The organism is Ruegeria sp. AN6 (assembly GCF_056540425.1).
Map to the genome: position 1 here is coordinate 24579 of NZ_JBQFWR010000021.1, position 23667 is coordinate 48245.

The following is a 23667-nucleotide window of genomic DNA, read 5'->3' on the forward strand; positions in this document are numbered from 1 at the left end:
TCTTGCTTATTGACGGACCGCCTAGGGCCGGAAGCTCCCGTGACACGCTGTCGACCGCGCTTCAACTGCTCGCAAAAAACCGCTTAAACAGAATAGGGAGCTTTGAACGGGACAAGGAACAGGTGGACGTGGTCAGGTCGTCTGCAGCCAGCGCTCCTCCCGACGACCTATTCTCACTCATGTCCAGAGATCATTACGCCATATACCGCGTCAAAGTTGATCTATCGGCTCGAGGGTTAGTCCTGGCCATCTTGAGCGATGCCGTCTCTCCGAACATGTATTAATTCTCCCGGAGTGATCGTCGGCTTTTCATCTCTGGGACCGCGCAATAGTCAACCTGGCTTGCTCGAGTGCGTAAGCTCTAAATGGTTTTTGCTGAGACTGGCTGTGCGCCGGCCTGAGTTGCGCTCGTTTTCTTACATGTTGAAGTTTCGCCAGGCCTGAAATTTGTCGCTCTGCGCAATTTGCTGACCTATCCTCCGTCCAGGTGTTTTCTATGTTCCATGTTTTTAAGGGTTTTGCGTTCTAAGAGGTTTACATTTATCCGGAAAAATCCTGATTTCGGCCCGAATCTGTCAACTTAATGTAAACTTAGTGTAAAGCTTTGGGCCTGAGATTGGCCTATATGAGAGGTGAAAGGTTTACATTGTTCTTGGCATGGTTCGGCGGATGTAAACCTTTGTCAACCTTAGACGTTGTTGCGGGACCCGGCGAGGCAAGACGGACCAGCCATTCCTCGCCGCGGTGCCCATGCTGATTACCACTTAGCACTGCGAGCTAAGCAGAGGCGCCGTAGAAGCTGTACCCGACGCAACGTAGGTTCAGGATCTCTGCCGTTGCTCACGTCGCGCAGGAACCGCAACCAGGCGCGTTCGTTCAATGTCAGGTCGTCTTGCCGGTCATACATGGCACCTACCTCCCGAAGATGGTCTTGATCGCCGTCTCTGACCGACTGGTCAGCCGAGGATCTGTGTTGTTAGAGGACTTGCGAATTGCTTTCAGCCAGCCAAGTTCATTCGACGTGACGGGTTCTCCGAACACCTCGACAACTGCCTCGGCTGCGGTCAGGCCGATCGACTGCTCAATTGCGAGGCGCATAAGGTAGGCGGCGTCGCATTCCAAAGCTTTCGCCAAAGCCGGGACGCGATCCAATGCCACCTTGGGACTACCCTGCTTGATCATCGTGATCATGTTCGGGCTGACGTATCCGACCTGCGCTGCGATCTCGGTCTGGCTCTTGGTCGGTTTCAGTTCGAGCACCCTACGTTCGACATATTTCGCCATCCGGGTGTCTCCATACGGTTTATTAGTCATCGCTATCCTCTCTGAAGTGATGCAGCACGCGCTGCATGTCTTCGTTATAGCGACAGCGAGGATGGGAATGTGTCGCAGGATTTGCTCGCAATGAAACCGCAACGTTATTGCAGCGCTATCCGCCGCTGAAGTGCAATAGCTGTCTTCCAAAGCCTTTATTTCGTTGACTTTCCCCCAGGAAACTCGCCTTCGGGAGGCAGGGGTCGGAGGTTCGAATCCTCTCACTCCGACCAATATTTTAAGCGCATTCTGCCGTTTCAGCTTATGGTCAATTTGCTGGATTCTATTAGCCCTCACACTTTCAGCGATAAGCCGGTATGGATCCACTGCCCTTTTGTTGATTGGATGCCCCCGCCGCAAGATGCAAAGCGGCAAATCGAAATGTCAAAAACCCTCCAGACAACCACTGGTTTCTGCAGCTGGATTTCCCAAATCACCGATTTACAGACGGACTGTATATATATCACCCGCGATGCAGTGGACGTATTTGGTCCAACTGACTTCGCATTCAAAGAATTTTGGAGTGCCAAAAGGTGCTGCACCAGAGAACAGCCTGGGCGAATGGATGGCGATCAGCGATACGCTGTCTACAGCCGAGGTTGTGTCGGTGCGATGCATGGGATAAGCAATCCCGCCATCTGCAATTGCGGGACCTACAGCGTGATTGGCCAAAACAATGTTCAACCGCTGTGAAATCTATCCAAGAAAGGCCTTCATGATGCTTGACCTCACCCGCTTTCGTCGTGACTTGCACACGCACCCAGAGATCGGCTTTGACCTTGTCAGAACGCCCCGCCTGATAGGCGAGCAATTGGAACAAGCTGGCCTGGAGGTCACGCGTGGTATAGGTAAGTCCGGCCTTGTTGCAACGCTGCGCCGAGGCCCAGAGGGAACCGCGTTTGGATTTCGCGCCGACATGGACGCGCTGCCAATAGACGAGGCCAATACATTTGCCCATCGTTCAGACACCCCAGGCAAGTTCCATGGATGTGGTCATGATGGGCACAGCACAATGCTATTGGGTGCGGCCCTAAAGCTTGCGGATGACCCGACGCTAAAGCGAACCATACATTTCATATTCCAGCCCGACGAAGAGAACGGAAATGGAGCCGCCGCGATGATTGCGGATGGACTTTTCGACAGATTTCCCATGTCCGCGATTTTTGGACTGCATAATATGCCTGGTATGCCGCTTGGTCATTTTGCAACGCAGTCGGGAGCGTTTTGTGCGTTCGAGGACAATTTTGAGATTCAGATTGCTGGCCAAGGCGGTCATGCTTCGATGCCGGACAAAGGAATTGATCCTATCGTGACGGGCTCGGCGATTGTGCTGCAGCTACAATCGATCGTATCTCGGTCGTTACCGGCAAGCAAACATGCGGTCGTTTCTGTCACTGAATTCCTCACAGATGGAGCACGTAATATTCTGCCAAGCAACGTGGTGTTGCGGGGGGATTGCCGTGGCTTTTCCAGCGAGGTGTCTGCCACTATCGAGACCAGAATGCGTGCTATTGTGGAGGGCGTGTGTGCCGCGCAAGGTGCCGCGGCGACGCTAAAATACTCAACATCTTTCAGACCGCTCAAGAACAACCCTGAAGCCACTGCAACCATCGTCAGTGCTGCGCGCGAGGTAGGTTCGGTAGATGCGGAATTTGGTCAAGTAGGTTTCTCTGAAGATTTTGCCGAGTTTCTGACACACCGCCCCGGCGCGTTCATCCTGATGGGTAACGGACTAGACGGTCCGGCTGCGATGCCCCTGCACAACGCGTCTTATGACTTTAACGACGATGCACTGGATCACGGTGTCGCGTTCTGGGTCAATCTCGCCCATCAGAGCACCTAATTTGATGGCGTCTTTTTAACAAGCCGCCACCCTTGGCTTGTGCTGTTCGACATCCTGACAATTAACGTATTTGGTTACGCTTGCGGATGTTCAGCCCGACCGTCTATTGGTAACGGTTGGGCTGTTCAATTGGATCACAGGCATTCAGCCAGTGAGTTTGCCAAATTGCGAATGACTTGCGGATAAAGCTCAACCCCGGGATCAAGGTCAGAGCCCAGCGGGTCAATTACGGCAGTCTTTGCTTCTGTACCGTCTAAAACAGTTGCAACAATTCCTGGGTTGAATTGCGGCTCAGTCAAAACGCACTCAATACCTTCTTTCCGGATACGCCCCTGAATGTCCGAGATACGCGCCGGGCTGGGATCGGTTGCATCGCCAAGAGAAATTGCGCCGGAAGCACGGAAATCAAAGGCGTCCTCGAAATACTGATAGGCGTCATGGAATACGATAAAACGACCGCCTTGAACTGGTTTCAGTGTTTCAGCTACCTCATCTGACAATGCTGCCATTTCTTCGCGCGCTGCAGCTGCATTTGCAAAATATGCACCAGCGTTGTCAGGGTCAGCGGCAGAAAGCTGGGCCGCAATGACATTCAGCCAGATTTCTGCATTCGCCGGTGAAAGCCAGGCATGAGGATCATGCTCGCCGTGCCCGTGATCGTCATGATCAGCATGATCGTCGTGGTCATGATCATCGTGTTCCGCATGATCATCGTGATCTTCGCTATCGTGATCCGCATGATCATTGTGATCTTCGCTATCGTGATCATCGTGGCCATGATCATCATGTGCGTGCTCTTCTTCATGATCGTGCTCATCGTGCTTTTCGTCTTCCGCATGATCATCATCATGACCATGGTCATCGTGATCCCCATGGTCATGTGCTTCGAATAATGTGTTCTCACGGAAATCAAGCAGAACCGTTCCATCCGATTCCAGAAGCGTTGTGACCGTGGCACCGTCGCTGAGTGTCTCGACAGCGCCTTCCAACCAGGGTGTCAGATCCTCGCCAATCCAGAACACCAGATCAGCCTCTTGCAGTGCAGAAGCTTCCGAGGGACGCAGGTTGTATTCGTGCGGCGATGCGCCCGCTGGGATGACCAGATCAGGTGTTCCAACACCTTCCATAACACGGGCTACCAACGAGTGGACGGGTGCAATGTCGACGGCCACCTTTGGGGCATCCGCCATGGCTGTTCCACCCATTAACGCAGCGGTGATCGATTGTAAGAGCAGCTTTCTGGACATCGGACCCTCAGTGTGATTTTATAACATTGCGAGCGACATACATGATATGGAATAACATGACAAGTGAAGCCACTCCCAATCCTGTTTGCGACGACGCACTTGTTGGGTTTCATAAACACGATCACAAAAATTGCGTTGAGACTGCGCTGACCACAGCTGAAGCTCGGTGCAAAAAAGAAGGGTTGCGGTTAACGCCTGTGCGGCGAAAAGTACTTGAGATGTTGCTGCAGGAGCATCGAGCCTTGGGGGCCTATGCAATTCTTGATGCGCTGCGCGAGGAAGGGTTTGGTTCGCAGCCACCAGTGGCTTACCGTGCGCTTGATTTTCTTGTCCAAAATGGATTTGTTCACAAGATAGAACGTTTGAACGCATTTGTCGCGTGTTCTCATCCCGGAGCAGACCATTCGCCGGCGTTCATGATCTGCCGAAAATGTGACGCTGTGGCCGAAGCGCAGTCTGCACCAGCCAAGGGGATACTTGGCGCAGCTGCACGTGCAACGGGTTTTGAAATAGAGCGAACGGTTGTAGAAGCCGAAGGGCTTTGCCCCAGCTGCACTGAAAAGGCGTAGAAATGAGCTTGATCTCCGTTGAGAATCTCAGCGTACGTTACGGCGCGAATACAGTTCTGCGACATGTAGATATGGTTGTCGAGGCCGGAGAGATAGTAACCATCGTCGGTCCCAACGGATCAGGCAAGACCAGCCTGTTGAGGGCCATCATTGGTGCAACAAAACCAGCCGCAGGACAGGTTTCATTGAAACCAGGATTGAAAATTGGATATGTGCCTCAAAAACTGCACATCGATCCGACACTGCCAATCTCGGTCGAGAGGTTCATGCGGCTGACCGATCGCGTTTCCAAAGTAAAATGCGAGAAAGCGCTCGAAACTGCCGGGGTGCCAGATCTGCTGAAACGACAGATGTCGCAATTGTCAGGTGGGCAATTTCAGCGCGTGCTGCTGGCGCGGGCCCTGATAAACCAACCAGATGTATTGCTATTGGACGAGGCAACGCAGGGACTCGACCAACCGGGATCGGCTGCGTTTTATCACCAGATCGAAGAAGTCAGGCGCGAAACCGGATGCGCCATTCTGATGATCAGCCACGAATTGCACGTGGTCATGAGCGCTTCAGATCGCGTGGTCTGCCTGAACGGACACGTGTGTTGCGAAGGCTCCCCCGCTGTGGTGGCCTCGGCCCCGGAATACCGGGCTCTGTTCGGGACCGGAACAGGCGGTGCGTTGGCCTTATATCGGCATGATCATGACCATGATCACGATCACTGTGAAACCTCTCAAGAAGCGGCAGAATAATGCTTGATGATTTTATGACACGCGCAACGCTGGCAGGCGTTGGCGTGGCTTTCGCCGCAGCCCCGCTGGGCTGCTTTGTCGTTTGGCGTCGGATGGCGTATTTCGGAGATGCCACGGCGCATGCCGCAATCTTGGGGATCGCGCTCTCGCTGACATTTCAGTTGTCAGTCTTTACCGGGGCATTGGCTGTTGCGCTTGCGATGGCGTTTACCGTAACACTGTTGTCCGGGCGCGGGTATGCGATGGATACGCTGCTAGGTGTTATGGCGCATTCCGCCCTCGCATTTGGCCTCGTCGCCGTTTCCTTTCTGTCCGGCGTACGAATTGACCTTATGGCCTACCTCTTCGGCGATATCCTTGCCGTATCGCGTACCGATTTGCTTGTAATCTGGGGCGGCGCCGTCCTTGTCGTAGCGCTGATCGCATGGCGCTGGTCTCACCTACTGACGGCCACGTTAAACGAAGAGCTGGCATATGCCAGCGGCTTCAATCCCAGACGCGAGCAGTTAATCCTGACATTGGCGCTTGCCATAACAGTGGCAGTGGCAATCAAGGTGGTGGGTGTTCTTTTAATCGCTGCAATGCTGATCATACCTGCTGCAGCGTCTCGAAGTTTGGCGCGATCACCGGAATCGATGGCATTGATCGCCGCCGCTATTGGCGCATTCTCGGCGGTCACTGGTCTAAGGGCGGCCTATATGTTCGATACACCTGCCGGTCCGTCCATCGTCTGTGTGGCCGCAATTCTATTTGCCTGCCTCAGCGTCGTCGGATTGCAAACACGCGACCGATCCAAGCTCAATTAGGTTCGACGCAAGATCTGCGCAGGCTTTTCATTCCTTTAGTCATGGCGGACATGATGTATCCGGCACCCACATTCGATAGAATTGCCCTACCGTAAAGAGAACTTAGTCACAGCCTGCCATTCAGGTCTGATTCAGGGCTATAGATGTCGGATTTGAGAGTATCCAATTCACCAAAATAAAGCGATTCTTTGGAAAAAGGTCTGATTCATGCGATATTCTGGTTTCACCGTCATCAAAGAAGCGCTTAGCGGTCACAAAGGATGGAAACCGGCGTGGCGTGATCCCGAACCCAAACAGAACTATGACATTGTCATCATCGGCGGCGGCGGTCACGGTCTGGCGACGGCCCATTACCTTTCCAAAGTGTACGGCTTTCGCAATGTTGCTGTGATCGAGAAAGGCTGGATTGGCGGCGGCAATGTTGGGCGCAATACGACCATCATACGTTCAAATTATCTGCTGGATGGTAATGAACCTTTCTACGAATTCTCATTGAAACTGTGGGAAGGTCTTGAACAGGACCTGAATTACAATGCAATGGTCAGTCAGCGCGGGATTATCAACCTGATCCACTCGGACGCACAGCGCGACGCCTTCACGCGACGCGGCAATGCCATGATCCTAAACGGCGCGGATGCCGAACTGCTGGATGCCGAACAGGTACGCAAGGAGTATCCGTTCCTCAATTTTGACAACGCGCGTTTCCCGATCAAAGGCGGTCTGGCTCAGCGACGCGGCGGCACCGTTCGTCACGATGCCGTAGCATGGGGCTATGCGCGCTCGGCGGATAGTCACGGCGTCGATATCATTCAGAATTGCGAAGTCACCGGATTCCGCATCGAAAACGGCACATGCGTGGGCGTTGAAACTTCGAGAGGATTCATTGGGGCCGGTAAGGTTGGCTGTGCCGTTGCTGGGAATTCGGGGCGTCTGATGGGAATGGCGGGTATGCGACTGCCGATTGAAAGCCACGTGCTGCAAGCGTTTGTCTCCGAGGGTTTGAAGCCGCTTCTACCGGGCGTCATCACTTTTGGTGCGGGACATTTCTATGTCAGCCAATCCGATAAAGGCGGCTTGGTATTTGGAGGCGATATCGACGGCTACAACTCCTACGCTCAGCGCGGAAACCTGCCAGTAGTTGAAGATGTCTGCGAAGGCGGCATGGCGCTGATGCCAATGATCGGCCGCGCGCGACTGCTGCGCATGTGGGGCGGGATCATGGATATGTCCATGGACGGGTCGCCCATTATCGACCGCACACATATCGACGGGCTCTATTTCAATGGCGGCTGGTGCTATGGCGGCTTCAAGGCCACTCCTGCATCGGGCTATTGTTTCGCGCATCTGCTGGCAAAGGACGAGCCACACCCAACCGCGACCGCCTATCGCTTTGACCGCTTTCGCACCGGTCGGATGATTGACGAAAAAGGTATGGGCAATCAGCCCAATCTGCACTGAGGAAGCCAAAAATGATCATCCAACATCCATTGCTGGGTCCCCGTGACAGTTCAGAGTTCGTGTATCTGGGTGACGCGTCTTTGATAGACCGTCCCGACTGGCAAGCTGAAAACGCAGCCGAGACATTCAATGATTACGCCTATCTGCGCGACAATCCAGCCGGTGAACACCGCGAGCTGTGGTTTCACGAAGGGGGGGATCGATCCTGGCTCGTCGTGACACGCAATACGGTTACGCATGAGATTTCAAAAGTGGAGTTGGCGCGTGATGTAGCCCGGATGCGAGGACGTTCCAAATGACCCAAGTCAACCGGCTGAACGGCGGCCAAATCGACCGCACCAGTACTCTGAATTTCAAATTTGACAGCCGCAACTTCACAGCGCATCCGGGAGACACCCTGGCATCCGCCCTTCTAGCCAACGGCGTGCGCCTGATTGGGCGATCATTCAAATACCACCGCCCCCGTGGTATTTTGAGCGCCGGGTCTGAAGAGCCCAACGCCTTGGTTGAACTGCGTACGGAAAATCGCAAAGAACCCAACACACGGGCCACGACGATCGAGATGTTTGACGGGCTCGAAGCGCATTCTCAGAACCGATGGCCAAGCCTCAGGTTTGACGCGATGGCGATCAATGATCGGTTTTCAAATTTTTTGACCGCAGGCTTCTACTACAAAACCTTCATGTGGCCCGCCGCATTCTGGGAGAAGCTCTATGAACCTGTTATCCGCCGGGCTGCAGGGCTGGGCACCATGTCGATGCAGGAAGACCCTGATGAATATGACAAGGGATTTAGGCACTGCGACCTTCTAATTATCGGCGCGGGTCCGGCAGGATTGATGGCAGCGCTGACCGCCGGTCGTGCGGGGTCCGACGTGATACTGGCGGATGAGGATTTTGCCCTCGGTGGTCGTTTGAATAGCGAAACTTACTCGCTGAACGACGACATCGCTGCAAACTGGATTACACAGACGGTGGCTGAGTTGTCCGCGATGCCGAATGTCCGCCTGATGCCGCGCACAACCGTTATCGGTGCTTTTGATCATGGAATTTACGGGGCAGTCGAACGGAAAGGCGATCATCTGTCCGCTCCATCCGAGGGCAAACCCCGTCAAATCCTATGGCGCATCTATTCTGGGCGCGCCCTCTTGTGCGCGGGCGCAACCGAGCGCCCGATTGCCTTTGAGAACAATGATCGACCTGGCATCATGCTGGCCGGAGCGCTGCGCAGTTATGCTAACCGTTTCGCCGCCACCCCCGCGCAACGCGTGGCTATTTTTACCAACAATGACGATGGCCACCGCACCGCAGCCGATCTGCACGCCAAAGGGGTGAAAATCGCGGCCGTTGTTGACGTTCGGCCCGAGGCCCCACTGAACAGTGACTATGAGGTGCTGCGCGGCGCTGAGGTGATCGATACCAAAGGGCGTCTTGGCTTAACTTTCGCCGAAGTCAAATTGGCCGACGGCTCAAACCGCACATTGGATGTTGGTGCGCTTGGTATCTCAGGCGGTTGGAACCCGAATGTGCACCTGACCTGCCACCAACGCGGTCGCCCGGTCTGGAATGAGACCCTGTCTGCCTTTGTCCCCGGCGATACGTTGCCTCCGGGCCTGACAGTCGCCGGAGCCGCAAATGGCATCATGTCCACCCATGGTGCCTTGAAATCCGGTGCCGAAGCAGCCACCCACGCACTTGACTTGATAAGCGATGCCATCGCGATACCAACGGCCGAAGATGCTCCGGTCACTCAGACGCCATTCTGGTATGTCCAAGGATGTTCGCGGGCATGGCTGGATCAACAGAACGACGTAACTGTCAAAGACGTAAAGCTCAGCCATCAGGAAGGCTTCCAGTCGGTCGAGCATCTCAAACGTTACACCACGCTGGGCATGGCAACCGATCAGGGTAAGACTTCGAACATGGGCGGCTTGGCAGTTATGGCCGAGATCGCCGGGAAATCAATTCCGCAAGTCGGCACCACTATCTACCGCCCGCCCTATACGCCAGTGCCAATAGCAACCTTTGCGGGCCGTATGAGGGGGAAGGAATTTCACCCCACCCGTCTGACACCATCACACCACTGGGCCAAAGAGCGCGGTGCCGTGTTTGTTGAAGTCGGCAACTGGTTGCGCGCTCAATGGTTCCCGTTACCGGGAGAAACGCATTGGCGGCAATCCGTTGACCGCGAAGTGCGCCAGACTCGTGCCTCGGTCGGGGTGTGCGATTGCACCACGCTGGGCAAGATTGATGTACAGGGCACTGACGCTGCGGATTTCCTGAACCGGATCTATTGCAATGGTTTTGCCAAGCTAGCCGTCGGCAAAACCCGCTATGGGCTTATGCTGCGTGAAGATGGCATTGCAATGGATGATGGCACCGCAGCTCGGCTGGCCGAAGATCATTTTGTGGTTACAACAACGACGGCCAATGCGGTAAAAGTTTACCAGCACATGGAGTTTATCCGGCAATGCCTATTCCCGGACATGGACGTGCAATTGATCTCGACCACCGAAGCCTGGGCACAATACGCCGTTGCTGGCCCGAATTCACGTAAGTTGCTGCAGAAAATAGTGGATTCGGAATTCGATATCTCGAATGACGGTTTCCCCTTTATGGCCTGCGGCAACATTACCGTTTGCGGTGGATTACGTGCTCGTCTGTTCCGGATATCATTCTCGGGTGAATTGGCATTCGAGATCGCGGTCCCATCCCGCTATGGCGATGCCCTCATGCGACGATTGATGGTCGAAGGCGAAGAATTCAACGTGGTGCCCTATGGCACTGAAGCACTGGGCGTTATGCGGATCGAAAAAGGTCATGCGGCGGGCAACGAACTAAACGGGACCACCACCGCACTGAACCTTGGCATGGGTCGGATGGTATCAAAGAAGAAAGATAGCATTGGCTCAGTTCTGTCAGAGCGTGAAGGGCTGAACGAGGCTGATGCGTTGAACATGGTCGGCGTCAAACCCGTGAACACCGCGGATAAGATCACCGCTGGCGCGCATCTCATGGATGCATCCGGTCCGGTCGATGCAGCGCATGATCAGGGCTATGTCACCTCAGCCGCCTTCTCGCCTTCTCTGAACTGCTATATCGGTCTGGGCTTTCTGAAGAACGGACGTGACCGTCATGGCGAAAAGATGCGCCTTGTGTCGCCGCTAACCGATCTGACCGTCGAGGTCGAGATTGTTTCGTCCCATTTTGTCGACCCTGAGGGAGAACGGCTCCGTGCATGATCTTATCGCGTTAACCGCACTTGGTGGAGCGGACCCGGAAACCTGCACTATTGGCAGCGTAACCTGCAGTGAAGTCCCCGATGTTGCGCTGGCTTCGGTCGCGGCGCGCCTGGGGCGTGAAGGCGAAACTCATTCGGCGTTGGCCGCTTTGATCGGGCAGAAGGCACCTGGCATCGGTCAGTTTTCAGGACAAACCCTCATAGCCTTTTGGGCAGGACCCGAACAATGGATTGTCGAGGCTCCCTTTGAAAGTCATGAGGGTCTTGCGGAATTGGTGAAAGATGGCACCAAAGATGCTGCTTCGGTGTCCGAACAGACGGATGCCTGGGCCCGGTTTGATCTAAAAGGTCCCGATGTTCAGTCGGTGCTGGAACTGTTGTGCAATCTGGACTGCAGAAATTTGGCGACAGGCGGCGCAGCACGAACCTCAATTCATCACCTCGTATGCTTCCTCCTGCGCCGGTCAACCGATTTGTTCAGTATATACGCTCCGCGATCTTCAGCCCAATCTCTGCAACATGCGATTGTCACCGCAATGAAATCCGCATTTTGACACGCAGTTCAGCTTGAGGGCAGCGGAGCATTATCCTCAACTCGAAAGCGGTTGATCCGACGGCGGTCCTCGCTTGGGCTCAAGCCGAAGGCTGCGCGATAATGTGTCACCAACGGTGCGACAGAACTATATCCGACTGCTTCCGCAATTTCAGAGATTGGGTCTTTTGTATACACCACCATCTGCCGCGCCGCCTTCATACGCATCGCGCGAAAATAATGGCTGGGGCTTTGTCCGGTGGCCTGCTTGAATGCGCGTTCGATCTGACGCGGAGTGACACCCGTCTGACGCGCGACCTCGGTGATCGAAATCGGCTGACCGACGCTGCCCGCGAACAACTCGATCGATTTGGTAACAAGCGGCGGCAATCTGTCACCGGAATCCGATTGACGGACATTCGGAACCTGTTGCTTTACACTCGTTCCACGCATCATCGGGTGCTGGAACCAGCAAGCCACTTCATGCGCGACCTCACTACCCAATCGATCTTGGATCAGATGCAGGGCCAGATCAAAGGCTGCGGCTGCCCCTGCCGCGGTATAACGATTAGCACCAGATACAATCACCTCGCGCCGAGCCTCGATATCTGGAAACTCGGCCTCAAAAGCAGCCTCATAGCACCAATGTACGGAAACCGGACACCCAGTCATGACCCCTGAGCGTACCAAAGGGAAAACGCCACCACTGATACCCCCAAGAACGGTTCCATGTCGCGCGAGCGCGCGCAATGCACCATTGCCCTGCTTTGGGTCCCGGAATCCGGCGACGGGACTGCTGAGCATGAAGAGGATATCGATGGATTGACAATCAGATAGAGGCCTGTCGGCCTCGAACCCAACATTGGCGCTGGACCTGACTTTCTGCCCTGCCTCAGAAACCAGATGCCAAAAAAAAGCCTCCTGTCCCGCTATCTCATTTGCTGCCCGCAAGGGTTCGATCACAGAGGTCAAACACGCCATCGGAAACCCATCAAACAGCAAAATTCCCAACTCGATTGTTTTTTCAGCCAGCATGATACATTCACTATCAGGAAATATTGTTGATGTATTAGTCCATATCGAAGTTGCGATGCACGGTACTTGTTTGCAGAAACAGGCAACTCAAGTATAGCAATACGCTGAATGTCCAGAACAGAAAATCGCGACACCGAAATGCCTACCAATCTGACGCAAAATCCGCATTCCTTTCGGGCAGGCGAACGAGAGAAGGTGTTAGAAGTTGCGATCGGGCGCGAAGTTCGGGCCTTTCGCAAACAGCAAAACATCACTGTTGCCTACTTGGCCCAATTAACCGGTTTGTCGATCGGCATGTTGTCGAAAATCGAAAACGGCAACACCTCTCCTTCATTGACGACCCTGCAATTGCTGGCAGATGCGTTGTCGGTGCCGCTGACAAGTTTTTTCCGACAGTTCGAAGAACGCCGAGAAGCCGTCCACACAAAAGCCGGTGAAGGGGTGGAGCTTGAACGCGAAGGGACACGCGCCAATCACCAATATAACTTACTGGGACACTTGGGTGCAAACGGATCGGGCGTAATCGTGGAGCCGTATTTGATCACGCTCACTGCCAAATCCGACATTTTTCCGACATTTCAACACGGCGGGATCGAAACAATTTACATGCTTGAGGGCGAAGTAGATTATCGCCATGGGGATCAGATCTATCCGCTGAAAGCTGGCGACACCCTGTTCTTCGACGCCGACGCTCCACACGGACCAGAAAGATTGGTGAATCTGCCAGCACGTTATATTTCGATCATCAGTTACCCTCAAACAAACTGAACAATGGCATTTTTAAAAATATCGATGCGTCCTGAGGGCAGTTTCGCTATCAGGCGGCCACGCCCCCTTTTTCGCGACTATGCTGATCGCGATATGGTGTGCCTTCAGACAAGTCGCATCAATCATCATGGTTTTTTCTTCGCCGTGTTCGGCAACCAGGCAAACCATCATTCGGACGCAGATGCATTTCTCGCTCCAACGTTTTCAGAGGCTATAGAGTGTCTTGTGCGGACTGTAGGCTTCGGGCGCATCTCGCCACTTTAATCCATTGCGGTTGATGAAGATAATCCCGCCTAGTATCCTTCTATCATCGCCCCATGGCCTGCCGTGCGACTTTGGGTAGAAAGCGGAAAACTTGGCCATCTGCTCATCGGTCAGTTGGAAAAGGTCGCTTATATCACCACTCCATTTCCGAGCCGTGAATCATGCAGCGCGTTGAAAATCAATGCATCCTGACCCTAATAGCTTCGGCAAAACTCAGGTGGTCAGGAAGCTTTTAGTAGTGAGCGATACACTTGAACTATAGCCTTCGCCTCGCTCTCAATTCTAAAATTCTGTTGGACATGGCATCTGGCAGCACGGCCTTTGACCGTTAGTCTGTCGCGGTCTGAAAGCATTTCTCTAAGCGCGTCGGCCAAAGCCTCGGCATTGTCCTTCTCCACCAGCCGTCCTGTCTCACCATCTTCAATTTGGGCATTAAAGGCGCCTACCCCATCGCAAGCAATGACGGGAATACCTGAAGCCATTGCTTCCAAAGGAGTCAGTCCAAATCCTTCGTGCCGAGCAGGCGCAACAAACAAGTCCAGTGCACGGTATAATTCGACGAGTTCGCTCCATGGGCGTTCACCTAAGAAGTGCACACGCTCCGCCAAGCCGGCTGATTGCAATTTTTTCTCTTGCTGTTGTTTAAACTCGATAAACTCTTTTGTTGTACGACCTGTAAATACAATTTCGACATTTGGAAACGCAGGCAGCACTTCAATGGCTGCGTCCACCAATAGGTCGACACCTTTTTGGGGGCGAATACGTCCGAAGCAACCAACCAATGTACAGTGAGGAATTCCAAGTTTGTTTCTTAGAGCTCTTTTATCATCCTCAGGATGGAACAAGTTGGTGTTTACACCATGCATAATGACTGTTGCGGGATGATCCAGGAACGATGCAGCCTGAGGAGTTGTTGCGATCAGTGCATCCATTTTTGATATCAGCCATTTGGTGTAAGCAGAATGATTGCGTTGGGCTGCTGACGTAAAGAGTAGTTTGAAGTTTCGCCGGAAGATTGTTGTCAACACCAAGCCCATCAGCATTTCAGCATTTCGACGCGCGTGCCAGACCCGCTTAACATCGCGAGGCAAAAACAATGTTCTCCAGAGCCTTATATGTGGGATGTCCTTCGGAAGACCCGGTCCGGTCGCACGAATGCCGATCATCTCTTTTTGAATTGGCAGTAAGCGGACAATGGTTGTTGTCACCCCCGAAAGACTTCGCTTCAGATTGGGCGCAATGACCTCAAGATTATGCACTTTACGCTCCTGCCTGAATCTGCTTCAGAGATGGTTGCAATATTTTGGGCAATAAAGCGATTCATTAGGTCGATGACAAGAGCGAGCGAGCGGCGCCTCGTATCTATTTGACACGGCCGTAAAAAGCCCCACAGGACGAGATATTTTTTATTGTCAGCTATCGTCAGTTTTTTGGGTTCTGTCGCAAAATTCGCCCCTACCTGTCAGATCGAACACAGTTTTGGTTACGCATGCTGAGATGACAGGAGCAGACCGTGACTATCTTTTTTTAAGGCGCGCATTTTCCGAAAGACGTGATCCTGCACGCGGTTTTCTTCTACCTGCGCTGCGGTGTTTCATACTGGGATCTGGAAGAAACCATGGCGGAACGCGGCGTCGACCATGATGACACAACGCTAAACCGCCGTGTCGGTCGGTATGCAGGCCTCATTGCTGAAACAGCGCGGTATAGAAAGCGTTCGACAGATCGTTCGTGGCGCTCGGATGAAACATATGTGAAAGTGAAGGGCGAGTGGATTTATCTTTACCGAGCGATCGACAAGTTCGGCAAGACGCTTGATTTCATGTTATCCGAGCGCCGGGATAAAGCCGCAGCGACAAAGTTCTTCGCCCGCGCGCTCGAAATCAACAGGCTGCCGCGTAAGATCGTCATCGACAAAAGCGGGGCCAACACCGCCGGCATCAAAGCCATCAACAAGATGCTGAAGGGCTTTGGTTGCCCAATACCGATTGAGATGGTTAGGCGGATGTACCTCGACAATATCATCGAACAAGACCATCGATTCATCAATCGACGGATAAGGCCCGTGCTCGGTTTCAAATCTTTTGCTTCAGCCGCATCTGTCCTAGCAGGTATCGAATTGGTCAACATGATCCGCAAAGGTCAATTCACGCCCTGACTCCGCCCGTTTAAGCAATTCGCCGAACTTGCTGGTAAACTGTTCACCAATTTCAATGATGCTTTACCATCCAAAATGTTTGCGACAGAACCCTCCGTCTGACAGATGCAATAAAGTTTGCGACAGAAGCCTTTTGAACATCTAACAAATCATCAACGCGTCTTAATAGTCAAAATATTCTACTTATGACCACTACACAAAAACCTAGTTTCGCTAAGAATTTGAGTTTTTAAACCAAGTACATTAAGAGATCAGTCTTTTTAGCCCTATTTCCGTTGATCGGCGCGTCGTAGCCAGAGCAGACGAATAGTTTCAGTTATCTTCACCACTCGAAGAACATAATGGACACCCCAAACTCCAAGGGCTTGTCGGGTCGATAGATCGGATTTTCTAAGAAGATTTTTCAGGGTCTTAAACGACGGGATCAGCTTTTGAACGGGTGGTATGTAATTCACAAATCCACGCTTCGCGTTCCTGCGCAAACGCGCGCCCTCAATCCGGCGGGCTTTGGTGATGTGTTCACTAAGACTTCTACGCGCTGGATGTCTTACGATGGCATCCGCAGCAAAAAGGATAGGTTCGCCTGCAGCTTTAGCGCGATCGTTCCATTCCATATCACCACCTGACAAAACCTTGTCGTTGAACCGACCCACTTGATCTATCACAATGCGACGCAAAATCAGGTTGGCAGTAACAGCTCTTCCACGCTCAACCCACTTCTGCTGCTCCAGACCAAGATGAACGTCATACAATTCCGTTGTCGTCCATTCTTCCCCGTTAGGGATCAGAACAACATTGCCTCCGAACCGCCCAACCTCAGGGTGATCCTGGGCTATCTTCAATCCAGCTTCCAGATACTGTGGGTCAGGCTGACAATCTGAATCGGTAAAGAAAAATAGGTCGGCATTCGCGTCATCGATACCGCGATTTCGTGCCGCGTATGAGCCCGGCTTTATCTCGCTCAATATACGAGCGTTTGCAGGCAAACGAAACTCAGACGGAGTTTGGTCGGACGGATCATTGTTTACCGCAATAATCTCAAACTGATCGGCATTCAGGGTCTGGGAAGCCAAACAGTCCAGACAGATCTGTAGTTGATCCCAACTGTGGTAAGTTGGAATAATGACGGTCGCGGCCAGTGGTTGCCGCGCCGGTCGTCTTGCAGATTGCTGCGTCAAACCAAGCTCACTCTGCGCTAACTGCGTTAGAATACTGATGGTCGTACAAGGTTTTGAAAGGGCCTTGTTCTTTCAACAAATGTTTGGCGCTCCCTTGCTCCAACACTTCTCCACTTTCAATCACAACAATCTTGTCCGCGTGCATAATCGTTGAAAGGCGGTGCGCAACGATAATTGTTGTACGCCCTTCCGTAAGCCTGCTTAGCGCTTCCTGCACCAGATGTTCCGACTTTGAGTCCAGCGCACTCGTCGGCTCGTCCAGCAATAGAATGGGGCTATCGCGCAACAACGCGCGGGCGATCGCAAGGCGCTGTTTCTGACCGCCAGATAAGAAGGCTCCGTTTTCGCCCACCATGGTGTCAAAGCCCTGCTCCAAAGTCATAATGAAATCATAGGCGTTTGCGGCCTTGGCGGCCTCGATCACGTCCTCTTGTGTCGCCCCCTCTCGGCCAAAGCGAATATTGTCGGCGATCGACGCTGAGAAAAGAAATGTCTCTTGGCCGACAAAGGACATATTCTGACGCAACGTCTTGAAAGAGGTGTATTTTATGTCTTGGTCATCGATCGAAATCGAACCACTATTTGGATCATATAGGCGCAATGCAAGGTTTAAAATGGTCGACTTTCCGCCACCAGATAAGCCAACCAAAGCGGTCGTCTTGCCGGCCTCAAAGGTCAACGATAGCCCCTTCAAGATCGGATCACGCCGGGCGTAGCCGAATACAACATCGTCAAACACGACTTTGCGAGGCCCATCCGGCAACGCTTTGGGATTAACTTCCTCAGGCAGGGTTTCCGGCTCGTCCAGCATGCTGAATAGCATTTTAACACGCCGCAAACCCACTTCCATCTTCACCCGCACCTTGGTCAGACGCTTCGCAGGTTCATACGCCATCATCACAGCGGTAACGAATGACATCAGTTCGCCCGGGGTAGAGGCCGCTGCACCAAACAACTTACCTGCACTCAGCCCGATGACCGACGCAATCGCAAATCCTGCCAGAATATCAGTCAATGGGCTGGTTGCCGCTTGCAAGCGAGCAAGCTTATTACGGCGTTTTTCGACGCTTTTAACTGCCGAATTCATCTGTTCGGCCATGCGTTCTTCTAGTCCAAAGGACTTGACCACCCGAATTCCGGCCGACGTCTCCTGAATGACTTTCATGATCGCGCCCATCGACTGCAGTTCCATATCCGCAATATCGCGGACCTTACGAAGCAGCACCCGAACCCCCAGAATCGCCAGCGGGCCGACTATTAGTGTAAAGAGGGACAAGACTGGTTGCTGATAGAACATCACGGCAAGCAAACCAATCAATGTAAGCATGTCTCGAACGGCGGTCGTGACCATTATTTCGATAACCGTCCGCGCAGCCTGTGCTGACTGTGTCACTCTCAACAACAAATCCGAGCTTTCGGTCAGGTTAAAGAAAGATACGCCCTGCCGCAAAAGCTTGTCATATAGCTTGATCTGCTGTTTTGAAACGATCCGGTTCCCAGCGCGGGTCAATGCTACAACCTGGACGTAGGTGGCGACACCTTTAACCAAGAAAATAGTAAACACGGCCATCGAAACGCCAAAGATCTTGGCCGAATTTTCACTGTCGAACAGCGAGTCAACGACATCGCGCATGATGAACGCGATACCAGCTGTAGTCCCCGCCACAAACACCATCGCGATAATTGCAATGGTATACGGCAGCATTTGCTCCCGCATGTTCTCTGACAGCAAACGCCACAAGACGGAATCGCTTAGTACTGCCGCAAACTTTGATTTGATCTTTTGCAATGCACATGCCCACTGTGATCAGGATCGAGACATGTCTGTTATGACAGACTCATAAATCGTGTCCGCTAGATAGTCGCCCGCTCTCTATTGGGCAAGCCCACGCGATATTCCGCCTTATTCCACGGTTTCGATGTGCAATGTCCTGATCGGTGGGTCGACACGGGTATTAGCCGCCAAAACCCGCCCCGACCACTTATAAGCAATGTAATGGGCAATAAACAAGAAGGCGCGACAAGCATAGCCTGGGCCCCTACCCTTTCGGCCTCGTTCAAATGTTGAAACCAACTGACCCAAAACTCTGGATCGCACCCATGTAAGATGGTCTGAACTTGCGCCCAGACCCCCCTCCCCTAGAGACGGAGAGTTAGCTGGTTTTGACTAAAACGCGACAATATTGTTGTGCTGATCGGGTTCATGTTGCATCCGATTCTGAAAGTCTGATCCGAAAATGGGCTCACCTCAACCGTACCAAGTAGAATCTGTGGAGCTGTCGCAAACATAGCAGAGAAATAAAGCTATCACTTTGATTAGGTTCAATTATCCAGCGAGCTCTGCAAATTAGCGGAATCCGCCTGTCGAACATCTCAGCGGCCTCTTACCGATCAAACTTGCTGTTTCGATGTCTGCAACAACCGGGGTGAAGCTTTCAAAGCGAAGCATGGGCCTCGTAAGCTGCTTGATGAGCCGGTGATCCTGCTTGGAGATTTTGTTCTCTTCTTTGATTTGCGACCCGCCAAGGATGAATACATTACTAACCAGCTGTTCATCCTCGCATGTTCGACCTTAACACTACTTTCAGCCGGTATTTCTTCTAGATCACGATAGGAAAAGCCGTTTCGAACGCAGAAGTAGAGCGCGAATAGGATAACAGATAATGGGTGGAGCGCGCCATTGAAATAGATCACAAGACTTTACCTAATATCATTACAGACCAAGCCTCAATTGGAATAAACGCACGAAGCTGCAACATTCCGACCAACGACTGCGACAAAGAACGGTTCTCTACTTGTTTCAATCTGAAAATCTGACTGGTTTAATTCAAACAAATTCAAGCAAAGCAACGGCATGGTCTAGTTAGCCTATCAGACGCACCTTCTGAATTCGCCCAAATTCAAGTTGGATAGCTCCAAGCAAAGGCTTCAAATGGTGAGACTGAATGTACTGTGCAATGAACTTGCTTGGCGCACGCAAGGTGATCGTCTGATCTTGGGTTTCAACAAGTTGAAGGTCACGATACCAGCATTTGAACAACAACATTTCTGACTCTGATAAGCGTTGGAGCGCCCTACCCCACGGACTTTGAAGATCTTGCCTCTCAGGTTCGACTTCTAATTGTTTTTCTTGACCAAATTGAACATGAACGACCTTTTCGGACGGTTTTGGAATTTGCATTTCCATGCGTGATACAAAATCAGAACCAACATTTTGCCAAACTGGTTTGCTTAGGCGATAAATTTCCGCGTAGTTGAGTCGGTACGCCGCGACACGGCCTCTAACTCCGGGCCTAAGCTGAAGAAGCATATTGTAATTCGTCAACCGCTTAATTTCTCGCTTGACGGTTCGTTGGTCCACGGACCAGAGGCGGGCCATTTCTTTTTGTCCGACCGTCAGCTCATCAGTGCGCCAGTTGTATCGGGCGGTTATTAACGCAATGAGCCGCATCATTGAATTTTGAAAACCGGGTGTACCACTTAATCCCGCAACAGAGATTGCAGTTAGTAGATCGTACTTCTGTGAACCGGCCTGATGTCCTGTAAATCGTTTTATTTCCATTTTTTATACTGCCACTGTGCCTCGAGTGGATCGGTTTTGCTGTCCGATTCCATCAATTGAGTTCAGTGTGATGAAATCCCGTAGTTTGTCAACGAACTTTGAAAAGCAGGATGCCCACTTCTTTTTTCAAAATCAAAAGAAAAATCGGTTAATAGGTAATAGGTGACATGTAGTATGTCACCCTATTAGGGGGTGAATGTCACCATATATCTAGTTAGTGATTAATGCTTGTCACCAAAACGTAGCCTGGCATTCGAATTTCTTCCCGTATTTAACGGATCATAGGCAAAAAAGCGGAATTTCTATTCTTTACGTTTTGCAGTTTCCAAAAATCGCGTTATTAAAAGATAACCGTTATATAACAAGAGCAACATCATGCGTGACCACACCGACCTTCAAGCTATGAACGAACGAAGCCTGGCTCAACAGGCTGCCGTCCGCCGCGCTACCTTCTCGCCTGCAGACGAGAAAGTTCTTCGACCGTTCTCAATCTGGGAAATTAGCCAGTTCATGTTTGATGTCCCGGCGGACACCTTGAGAAAGAAGTTGGCCGAAGACCCGTCTCTTCCGCAAGGTGCGACTGAAGATGATGGACGGCAAAGATGGTTTTCTCTTGCTGAGATTAATGAGCTGAGACGGCGTCTGAGATTTAGGGGTAAGAGCCTACTGCCTCAAAGGCCGGCAGGCCGGGCTATGAGAGTGGCGGTTTCGAACTTTAAGGGTGGTGTCGGCAAAACTGTCGTTGCTCAGCATTTGGCGAATGCGGCCGCGCTTGATGGTTATCGTGTTTTGGTGGTGGATTTTGACCCCCAGGCGACACTCACTCATTCAATGGGTCTGGCTGAAGTAAGAGAGTGGAACACTGTCTGGGGCATTATGTGTCGCGACCTCTGCCGTGAGGCGAACCGGATCGCGGACGAATATGATGATCCAGCAGATTGCCCCTACCCTACTGCCGACGAGTTGCCAGAAGATGTTCAGTCGATCGGCGCACAGCGTGTTCAGGATTTCATTCAAAGAACTTCATGGTCGACGATTGACATCATTCCGAGCTGCGCGAACGCCGCCTTCGTTGAATTTGCTTCCGCCCAGTATAGGTCCATTCATAAGGCATGGAGTTTTTTTGGATGCGTCGCAAGATATCTCGATGAGTTGCCAGACGACCAATATGATTTGATTGTTTTCGATTGTCCGCCTGCAATTGGATACCAATCTTTGAATGCGGCCTTTGCCGCTGATATCCTCTACATTCCCTCTGGTCCTGGCTATTGGGAGTACGACAGCACAACGAGTTATCTTGGTCAACTTGGCGACGCCTTGGAAGACATAACCAACGGGTTCGAACGTATTGCGCAGGATGCTGGTATCACTCTTCCTAAAAGGTTCGATGACATACGTGTTCTCATGACTCGCTTCGAGGCCAGCAACTCTCTGCATGTGGCGATGATGGACGCTTTCAAAAATGTCTTCGGGGCCGATGTCTGTCAAAATCCCATCGAAATGACACGTGCGGTCGAGCAATCTGGTAGGTTCCAGATGTCTGTCTACGAGCAGGACTATAGGCAAATGACTCGGGACACATGGAAACGGGCGCGCCTGTCCTTTGATAATGCATACAGTGAATTTAAGGACGTCGTCCTACGGGCCTGGGAGGCGCGTACTAAAGTTGAGGAGCGGGTAGAATGAGCGGTAACAAATTTGGCTTCACTCCGATTGATGAAGATGACCTCAAGAAAACACGCCGCCGCGAAGTGGGCCCAATGGGGGCTGCGGTACGCGAGACAGCAAACAGTTTAAATGAAAGCACTGAGAACCGTGTCGAACAGCGACGGCAAAATGCCTCCGATGCCAAGGAGTATCGCAAAGCTCGTGACGAGGGGCGAGTTTTGGTTGCGGTCAGCATCAATGAAATTCTTACGACAGATCTTCCAAGAGATCGCTTGGATCTATCGGCCGTCGCAAGTTCGGATGAGATGGATGAACTCAAGGCTTCTATTCAGGAACGCGGCCAGAAGGAGCCCATAGAGCTTTATAAGGATTCAGATGGTCGATTCCAGCTCAAAAAGGGTTGGAGACGAGTAACTGCTCTTAAGCAGCTATATGAGGAGACCGGTGATGAACGGTTTTCCAGTGTTACAGCGCGAGTTGCTGAGTCCCAGAGTGATCGCATCGACCTTTACATTGACATGGTTGAAGAGAACGTTGTTCGAGAGGACCTGACTTTTGCTGAGATGGCGCAAGTGGCAATTCTTGCTTCCAACGATTCTGAGCTGGGGGCAGGGGATGCAGAAGCTTTGGTCGGAAGGCTTTACTCATCCCTGCACAAGATGAAACGCTCTTATATTCGTAGCTTTGTTTACCTGCTCAATGAACTTGATGGCGCGTTGCCGTTTCCTAAGAGTGTCTCCAGAAATCTTGGCGTTGAGGTTGCGCGGAAACTTCGAGCTTCGTCGGGTTCAGCTGCTGTGTTAAAAGATGTGTTGGCGCGCGCATCCACAGCTGATGAGCAAAACGCGGTGCTTGATGCTTTCTTGGCGGATACTGATTCTGAACGGGGTAAAGGCAAGCGACGTGAGAAAGTCGAGAGCGTGAAGTATGAGTTTCATGTGGGCGCTTCAAAAATCACTGCGCGAAAGGGAGAGTGCAGAATATTGTCCGGTCAAGACTTTAGTTCGATTGACCGCTCTAAGCTCCAGAGGGCGGTTGAAGCTTTCGAAGCTGTTTTGAACGAGAAGTAACCCGCGGGTTACCCATGCTTACGTTTTTTGATTTTAATGGCGGTAACCCATGGGTTACCGCCTTCTTCGTTTAGCCCCAACTCACCCCAACAGGTCTGTAGCTGGATTCTCCGCGATATCGACGTCATCGTAGTATTTCTGCGCCTGGGCCAGGGAGCGGTGCAGTGACAGGCGCATGGCGGCCTGGATGGGCGCACCGTCCAGTGCGGCCT

At 52.2% G+C, this 23667-nt stretch carries 20 protein-coding genes and 1 pseudogene; 12 read left to right on the forward strand and 9 right to left on the reverse strand.

What is annotated here, in order from left to right; all coding sequences use genetic code 11:
- Nucleotides 1-912 precede the first annotated feature (912 nt).
- Both ACR0MQ_RS21010 and ACR0MQ_RS21015 read right to left on the reverse strand, forming a co-directional pair.
- Nucleotides 913-1314 carry a helix-turn-helix domain-containing protein gene (locus tag ACR0MQ_RS21010; RefSeq protein WP_480610580.1) on the reverse strand — a complete coding sequence of 134 codons (402 nt, stop codon included), beginning with the start codon at nt 1312-1314 and terminating at the stop codon, nt 913-915.
- 441 nt (nt 1315-1755) lie between these two features.
- Nucleotides 1756-1932 carry a hypothetical protein gene (locus ACR0MQ_RS21015; protein WP_480610583.1) on the reverse strand — a complete coding sequence of 59 codons (177 nt, stop codon included), beginning with the start codon at nt 1930-1932 and terminating at the stop codon, nt 1756-1758.
- A gap of 97 nt (nt 1933-2029) precedes the next feature.
- Between ACR0MQ_RS21015 and ACR0MQ_RS21020 the strand changes: the two genes are divergently transcribed.
- Nucleotides 2030-3157 (forward strand): amidohydrolase, encoded by a 1128-nt coding sequence (locus ACR0MQ_RS21020; protein WP_037321331.1) that lies wholly within the window; start codon nt 2030-2032, stop codon nt 3155-3157.
- Between the two features lie 134 nt (nt 3158-3291).
- On the opposite strand, the gene ACR0MQ_RS21025 is transcribed toward ACR0MQ_RS21020, so the two are convergent.
- Entirely contained in the window at nt 3292-4404 is a 1113-nt protein-coding gene (locus ACR0MQ_RS21025) for a zinc ABC transporter substrate-binding protein (protein ID WP_480610586.1), read from the reverse strand.
- Between the two features lie 56 nt (nt 4405-4460).
- Here ACR0MQ_RS21025 and ACR0MQ_RS21030 point away from each other — a divergent pair, with 56 nt between their 5' ends.
- The 7 genes from ACR0MQ_RS21030 to ACR0MQ_RS21060 all read left to right on the forward strand — a co-directional run bounded on the left by ACR0MQ_RS21030 (nt 4461) and on the right by ACR0MQ_RS21060 (nt 11774).
- Complete coding sequence (locus ACR0MQ_RS21030) at nt 4461-4973, forward strand: Fur family transcriptional regulator (protein ID WP_170545968.1); 513 nt, start codon at nt 4461-4463, stop codon at nt 4971-4973.
- A gap of 2 nt (nt 4974-4975) precedes the next feature.
- Entirely contained in the window at nt 4976-5716 is a 741-nt protein-coding gene (locus ACR0MQ_RS21035) for a metal ABC transporter ATP-binding protein (protein WP_480610589.1), read from the forward strand.
- Nucleotides 5716-6522 (forward strand): iron chelate uptake ABC transporter family permease subunit, encoded by an 807-nt coding sequence (locus tag ACR0MQ_RS21040; protein ID WP_170772331.1) that lies wholly within the window; start codon nt 5716-5718, stop codon nt 6520-6522. Before ACR0MQ_RS21035 ends, ACR0MQ_RS21040 begins: the two co-directional genes overlap by 1 nt.
- Nucleotides 6523-6729: 207 nt before the next feature.
- On the forward strand, nt 6730-7980 hold the full coding sequence (locus tag ACR0MQ_RS21045) for a sarcosine oxidase subunit beta family protein (RefSeq protein ID WP_170772329.1): 1251 nt from the start codon (nt 6730-6732) through the stop codon (nt 7978-7980).
- Nucleotides 7981-7991: 11 nt separating this feature from the next.
- On the forward strand, nt 7992-8279 hold the full coding sequence (locus ACR0MQ_RS21050; protein WP_480610592.1) for a sarcosine oxidase subunit delta: 288 nt from the start codon (nt 7992-7994) through the stop codon (nt 8277-8279).
- A complete protein-coding gene (locus tag ACR0MQ_RS21055; protein ID WP_480610595.1) occupies nt 8276-11221 on the forward strand; it encodes a sarcosine oxidase subunit alpha family protein in 2946 nt (981 codons plus the stop codon). Before ACR0MQ_RS21050 ends, ACR0MQ_RS21055 begins: the two co-directional genes overlap by 4 nt.
- Nucleotides 11214-11774: an aminomethyltransferase family protein gene (locus ACR0MQ_RS21060; RefSeq protein WP_170772322.1), complete on the forward strand. Its 561-nt coding sequence runs from the start codon at nt 11214-11216 to the stop codon at nt 11772-11774. Before ACR0MQ_RS21055 ends, ACR0MQ_RS21060 begins: the two co-directional genes overlap by 8 nt.
- Before the next feature lie 8 nt (nt 11775-11782).
- Here the strand turns inward: ACR0MQ_RS21060 and ACR0MQ_RS21065 are convergent, their stop codons facing one another.
- A complete protein-coding gene (locus ACR0MQ_RS21065; RefSeq protein WP_170772320.1) occupies nt 11783-12787 on the reverse strand; it encodes a helix-turn-helix domain-containing protein in 1005 nt (334 codons plus the stop codon).
- A gap of 108 nt (nt 12788-12895) precedes the next feature.
- Between ACR0MQ_RS21065 and ACR0MQ_RS21070 the strand changes: the two genes are divergently transcribed.
- On the forward strand, nt 12896-13555 hold the full coding sequence (locus ACR0MQ_RS21070) for a helix-turn-helix domain-containing protein (RefSeq protein ID WP_480610600.1): 660 nt from the start codon (nt 12896-12898) through the stop codon (nt 13553-13555).
- A 29-nt stretch (nt 13556-13584) separates the two neighbouring features.
- Here ACR0MQ_RS21070 and ACR0MQ_RS21075 read toward each other — a convergent pair.
- Nucleotides 13585-13951, reverse strand: a pseudogene (locus tag ACR0MQ_RS21075) (transposase); the annotation flags it as partial.
- A gap of 89 nt (nt 13952-14040) precedes the next feature.
- Entirely contained in the window at nt 14041-15078 is a 1038-nt protein-coding gene (locus tag ACR0MQ_RS21080; protein ID WP_170772318.1) for a glycosyltransferase family 4 protein, read from the reverse strand.
- Between the two features lie 293 nt (nt 15079-15371).
- Here ACR0MQ_RS21080 and ACR0MQ_RS21085 point away from each other — a divergent pair, with 293 nt between their 5' ends.
- Nucleotides 15372-15977, forward strand: coding sequence for an IS6 family transposase (locus ACR0MQ_RS21085; protein ID WP_170772316.1), 606 nt, complete (start codon nt 15372-15374; stop codon nt 15975-15977).
- 266 nt (nt 15978-16243) lie between these two features.
- Here ACR0MQ_RS21085 and ACR0MQ_RS21090 read toward each other — a convergent pair whose 3' ends face one another.
- The 3 genes from ACR0MQ_RS21090 to ACR0MQ_RS21100 all read right to left on the reverse strand — a co-directional run bounded on the left by ACR0MQ_RS21090 (nt 16244) and on the right by ACR0MQ_RS21100 (nt 20717).
- Nucleotides 16244-17155 carry a glycosyltransferase family 2 protein gene (locus tag ACR0MQ_RS21090; RefSeq protein WP_480610604.1) on the reverse strand — a complete coding sequence of 304 codons (912 nt, stop codon included), beginning with the start codon at nt 17153-17155 and terminating at the stop codon, nt 16244-16246.
- Nucleotides 17156-17162: 7 nt separating this feature from the next.
- A complete protein-coding gene (locus ACR0MQ_RS21095) occupies nt 17163-18860 on the reverse strand; it encodes an ABC transporter ATP-binding protein (RefSeq protein ID WP_480610607.1) in 1698 nt (565 codons plus the stop codon).
- A 1158-nt stretch (nt 18861-20018) separates the two neighbouring features.
- Nucleotides 20019-20717 (reverse strand): hypothetical protein, encoded by a 699-nt coding sequence (locus ACR0MQ_RS21100; RefSeq protein ID WP_170777127.1) that lies wholly within the window; start codon nt 20715-20717, stop codon nt 20019-20021.
- 375 nt (nt 20718-21092) lie between these two features.
- On the opposite strand from ACR0MQ_RS21100, the gene ACR0MQ_RS21105 reads away from it, so the two are divergent.
- Both ACR0MQ_RS21105 and ACR0MQ_RS21110 read left to right on the forward strand, forming a co-directional pair.
- On the forward strand, nt 21093-22403 hold the full coding sequence (locus ACR0MQ_RS21105; RefSeq protein ID WP_170772308.1) for an AAA family ATPase: 1311 nt from the start codon (nt 21093-21095) through the stop codon (nt 22401-22403).
- The gene (locus ACR0MQ_RS21110; protein ID WP_170772306.1) at nt 22400-23455 is read left to right on the forward strand and encodes a ParB N-terminal domain-containing protein; all 1056 of its coding nucleotides are present in this window, start codon (nt 22400-22402) and stop codon (nt 23453-23455) included. Before ACR0MQ_RS21105 ends, ACR0MQ_RS21110 begins: the two co-directional genes overlap by 4 nt.
- The last annotated feature ends 212 nt before the right edge of the window (nt 23456-23667 follow it).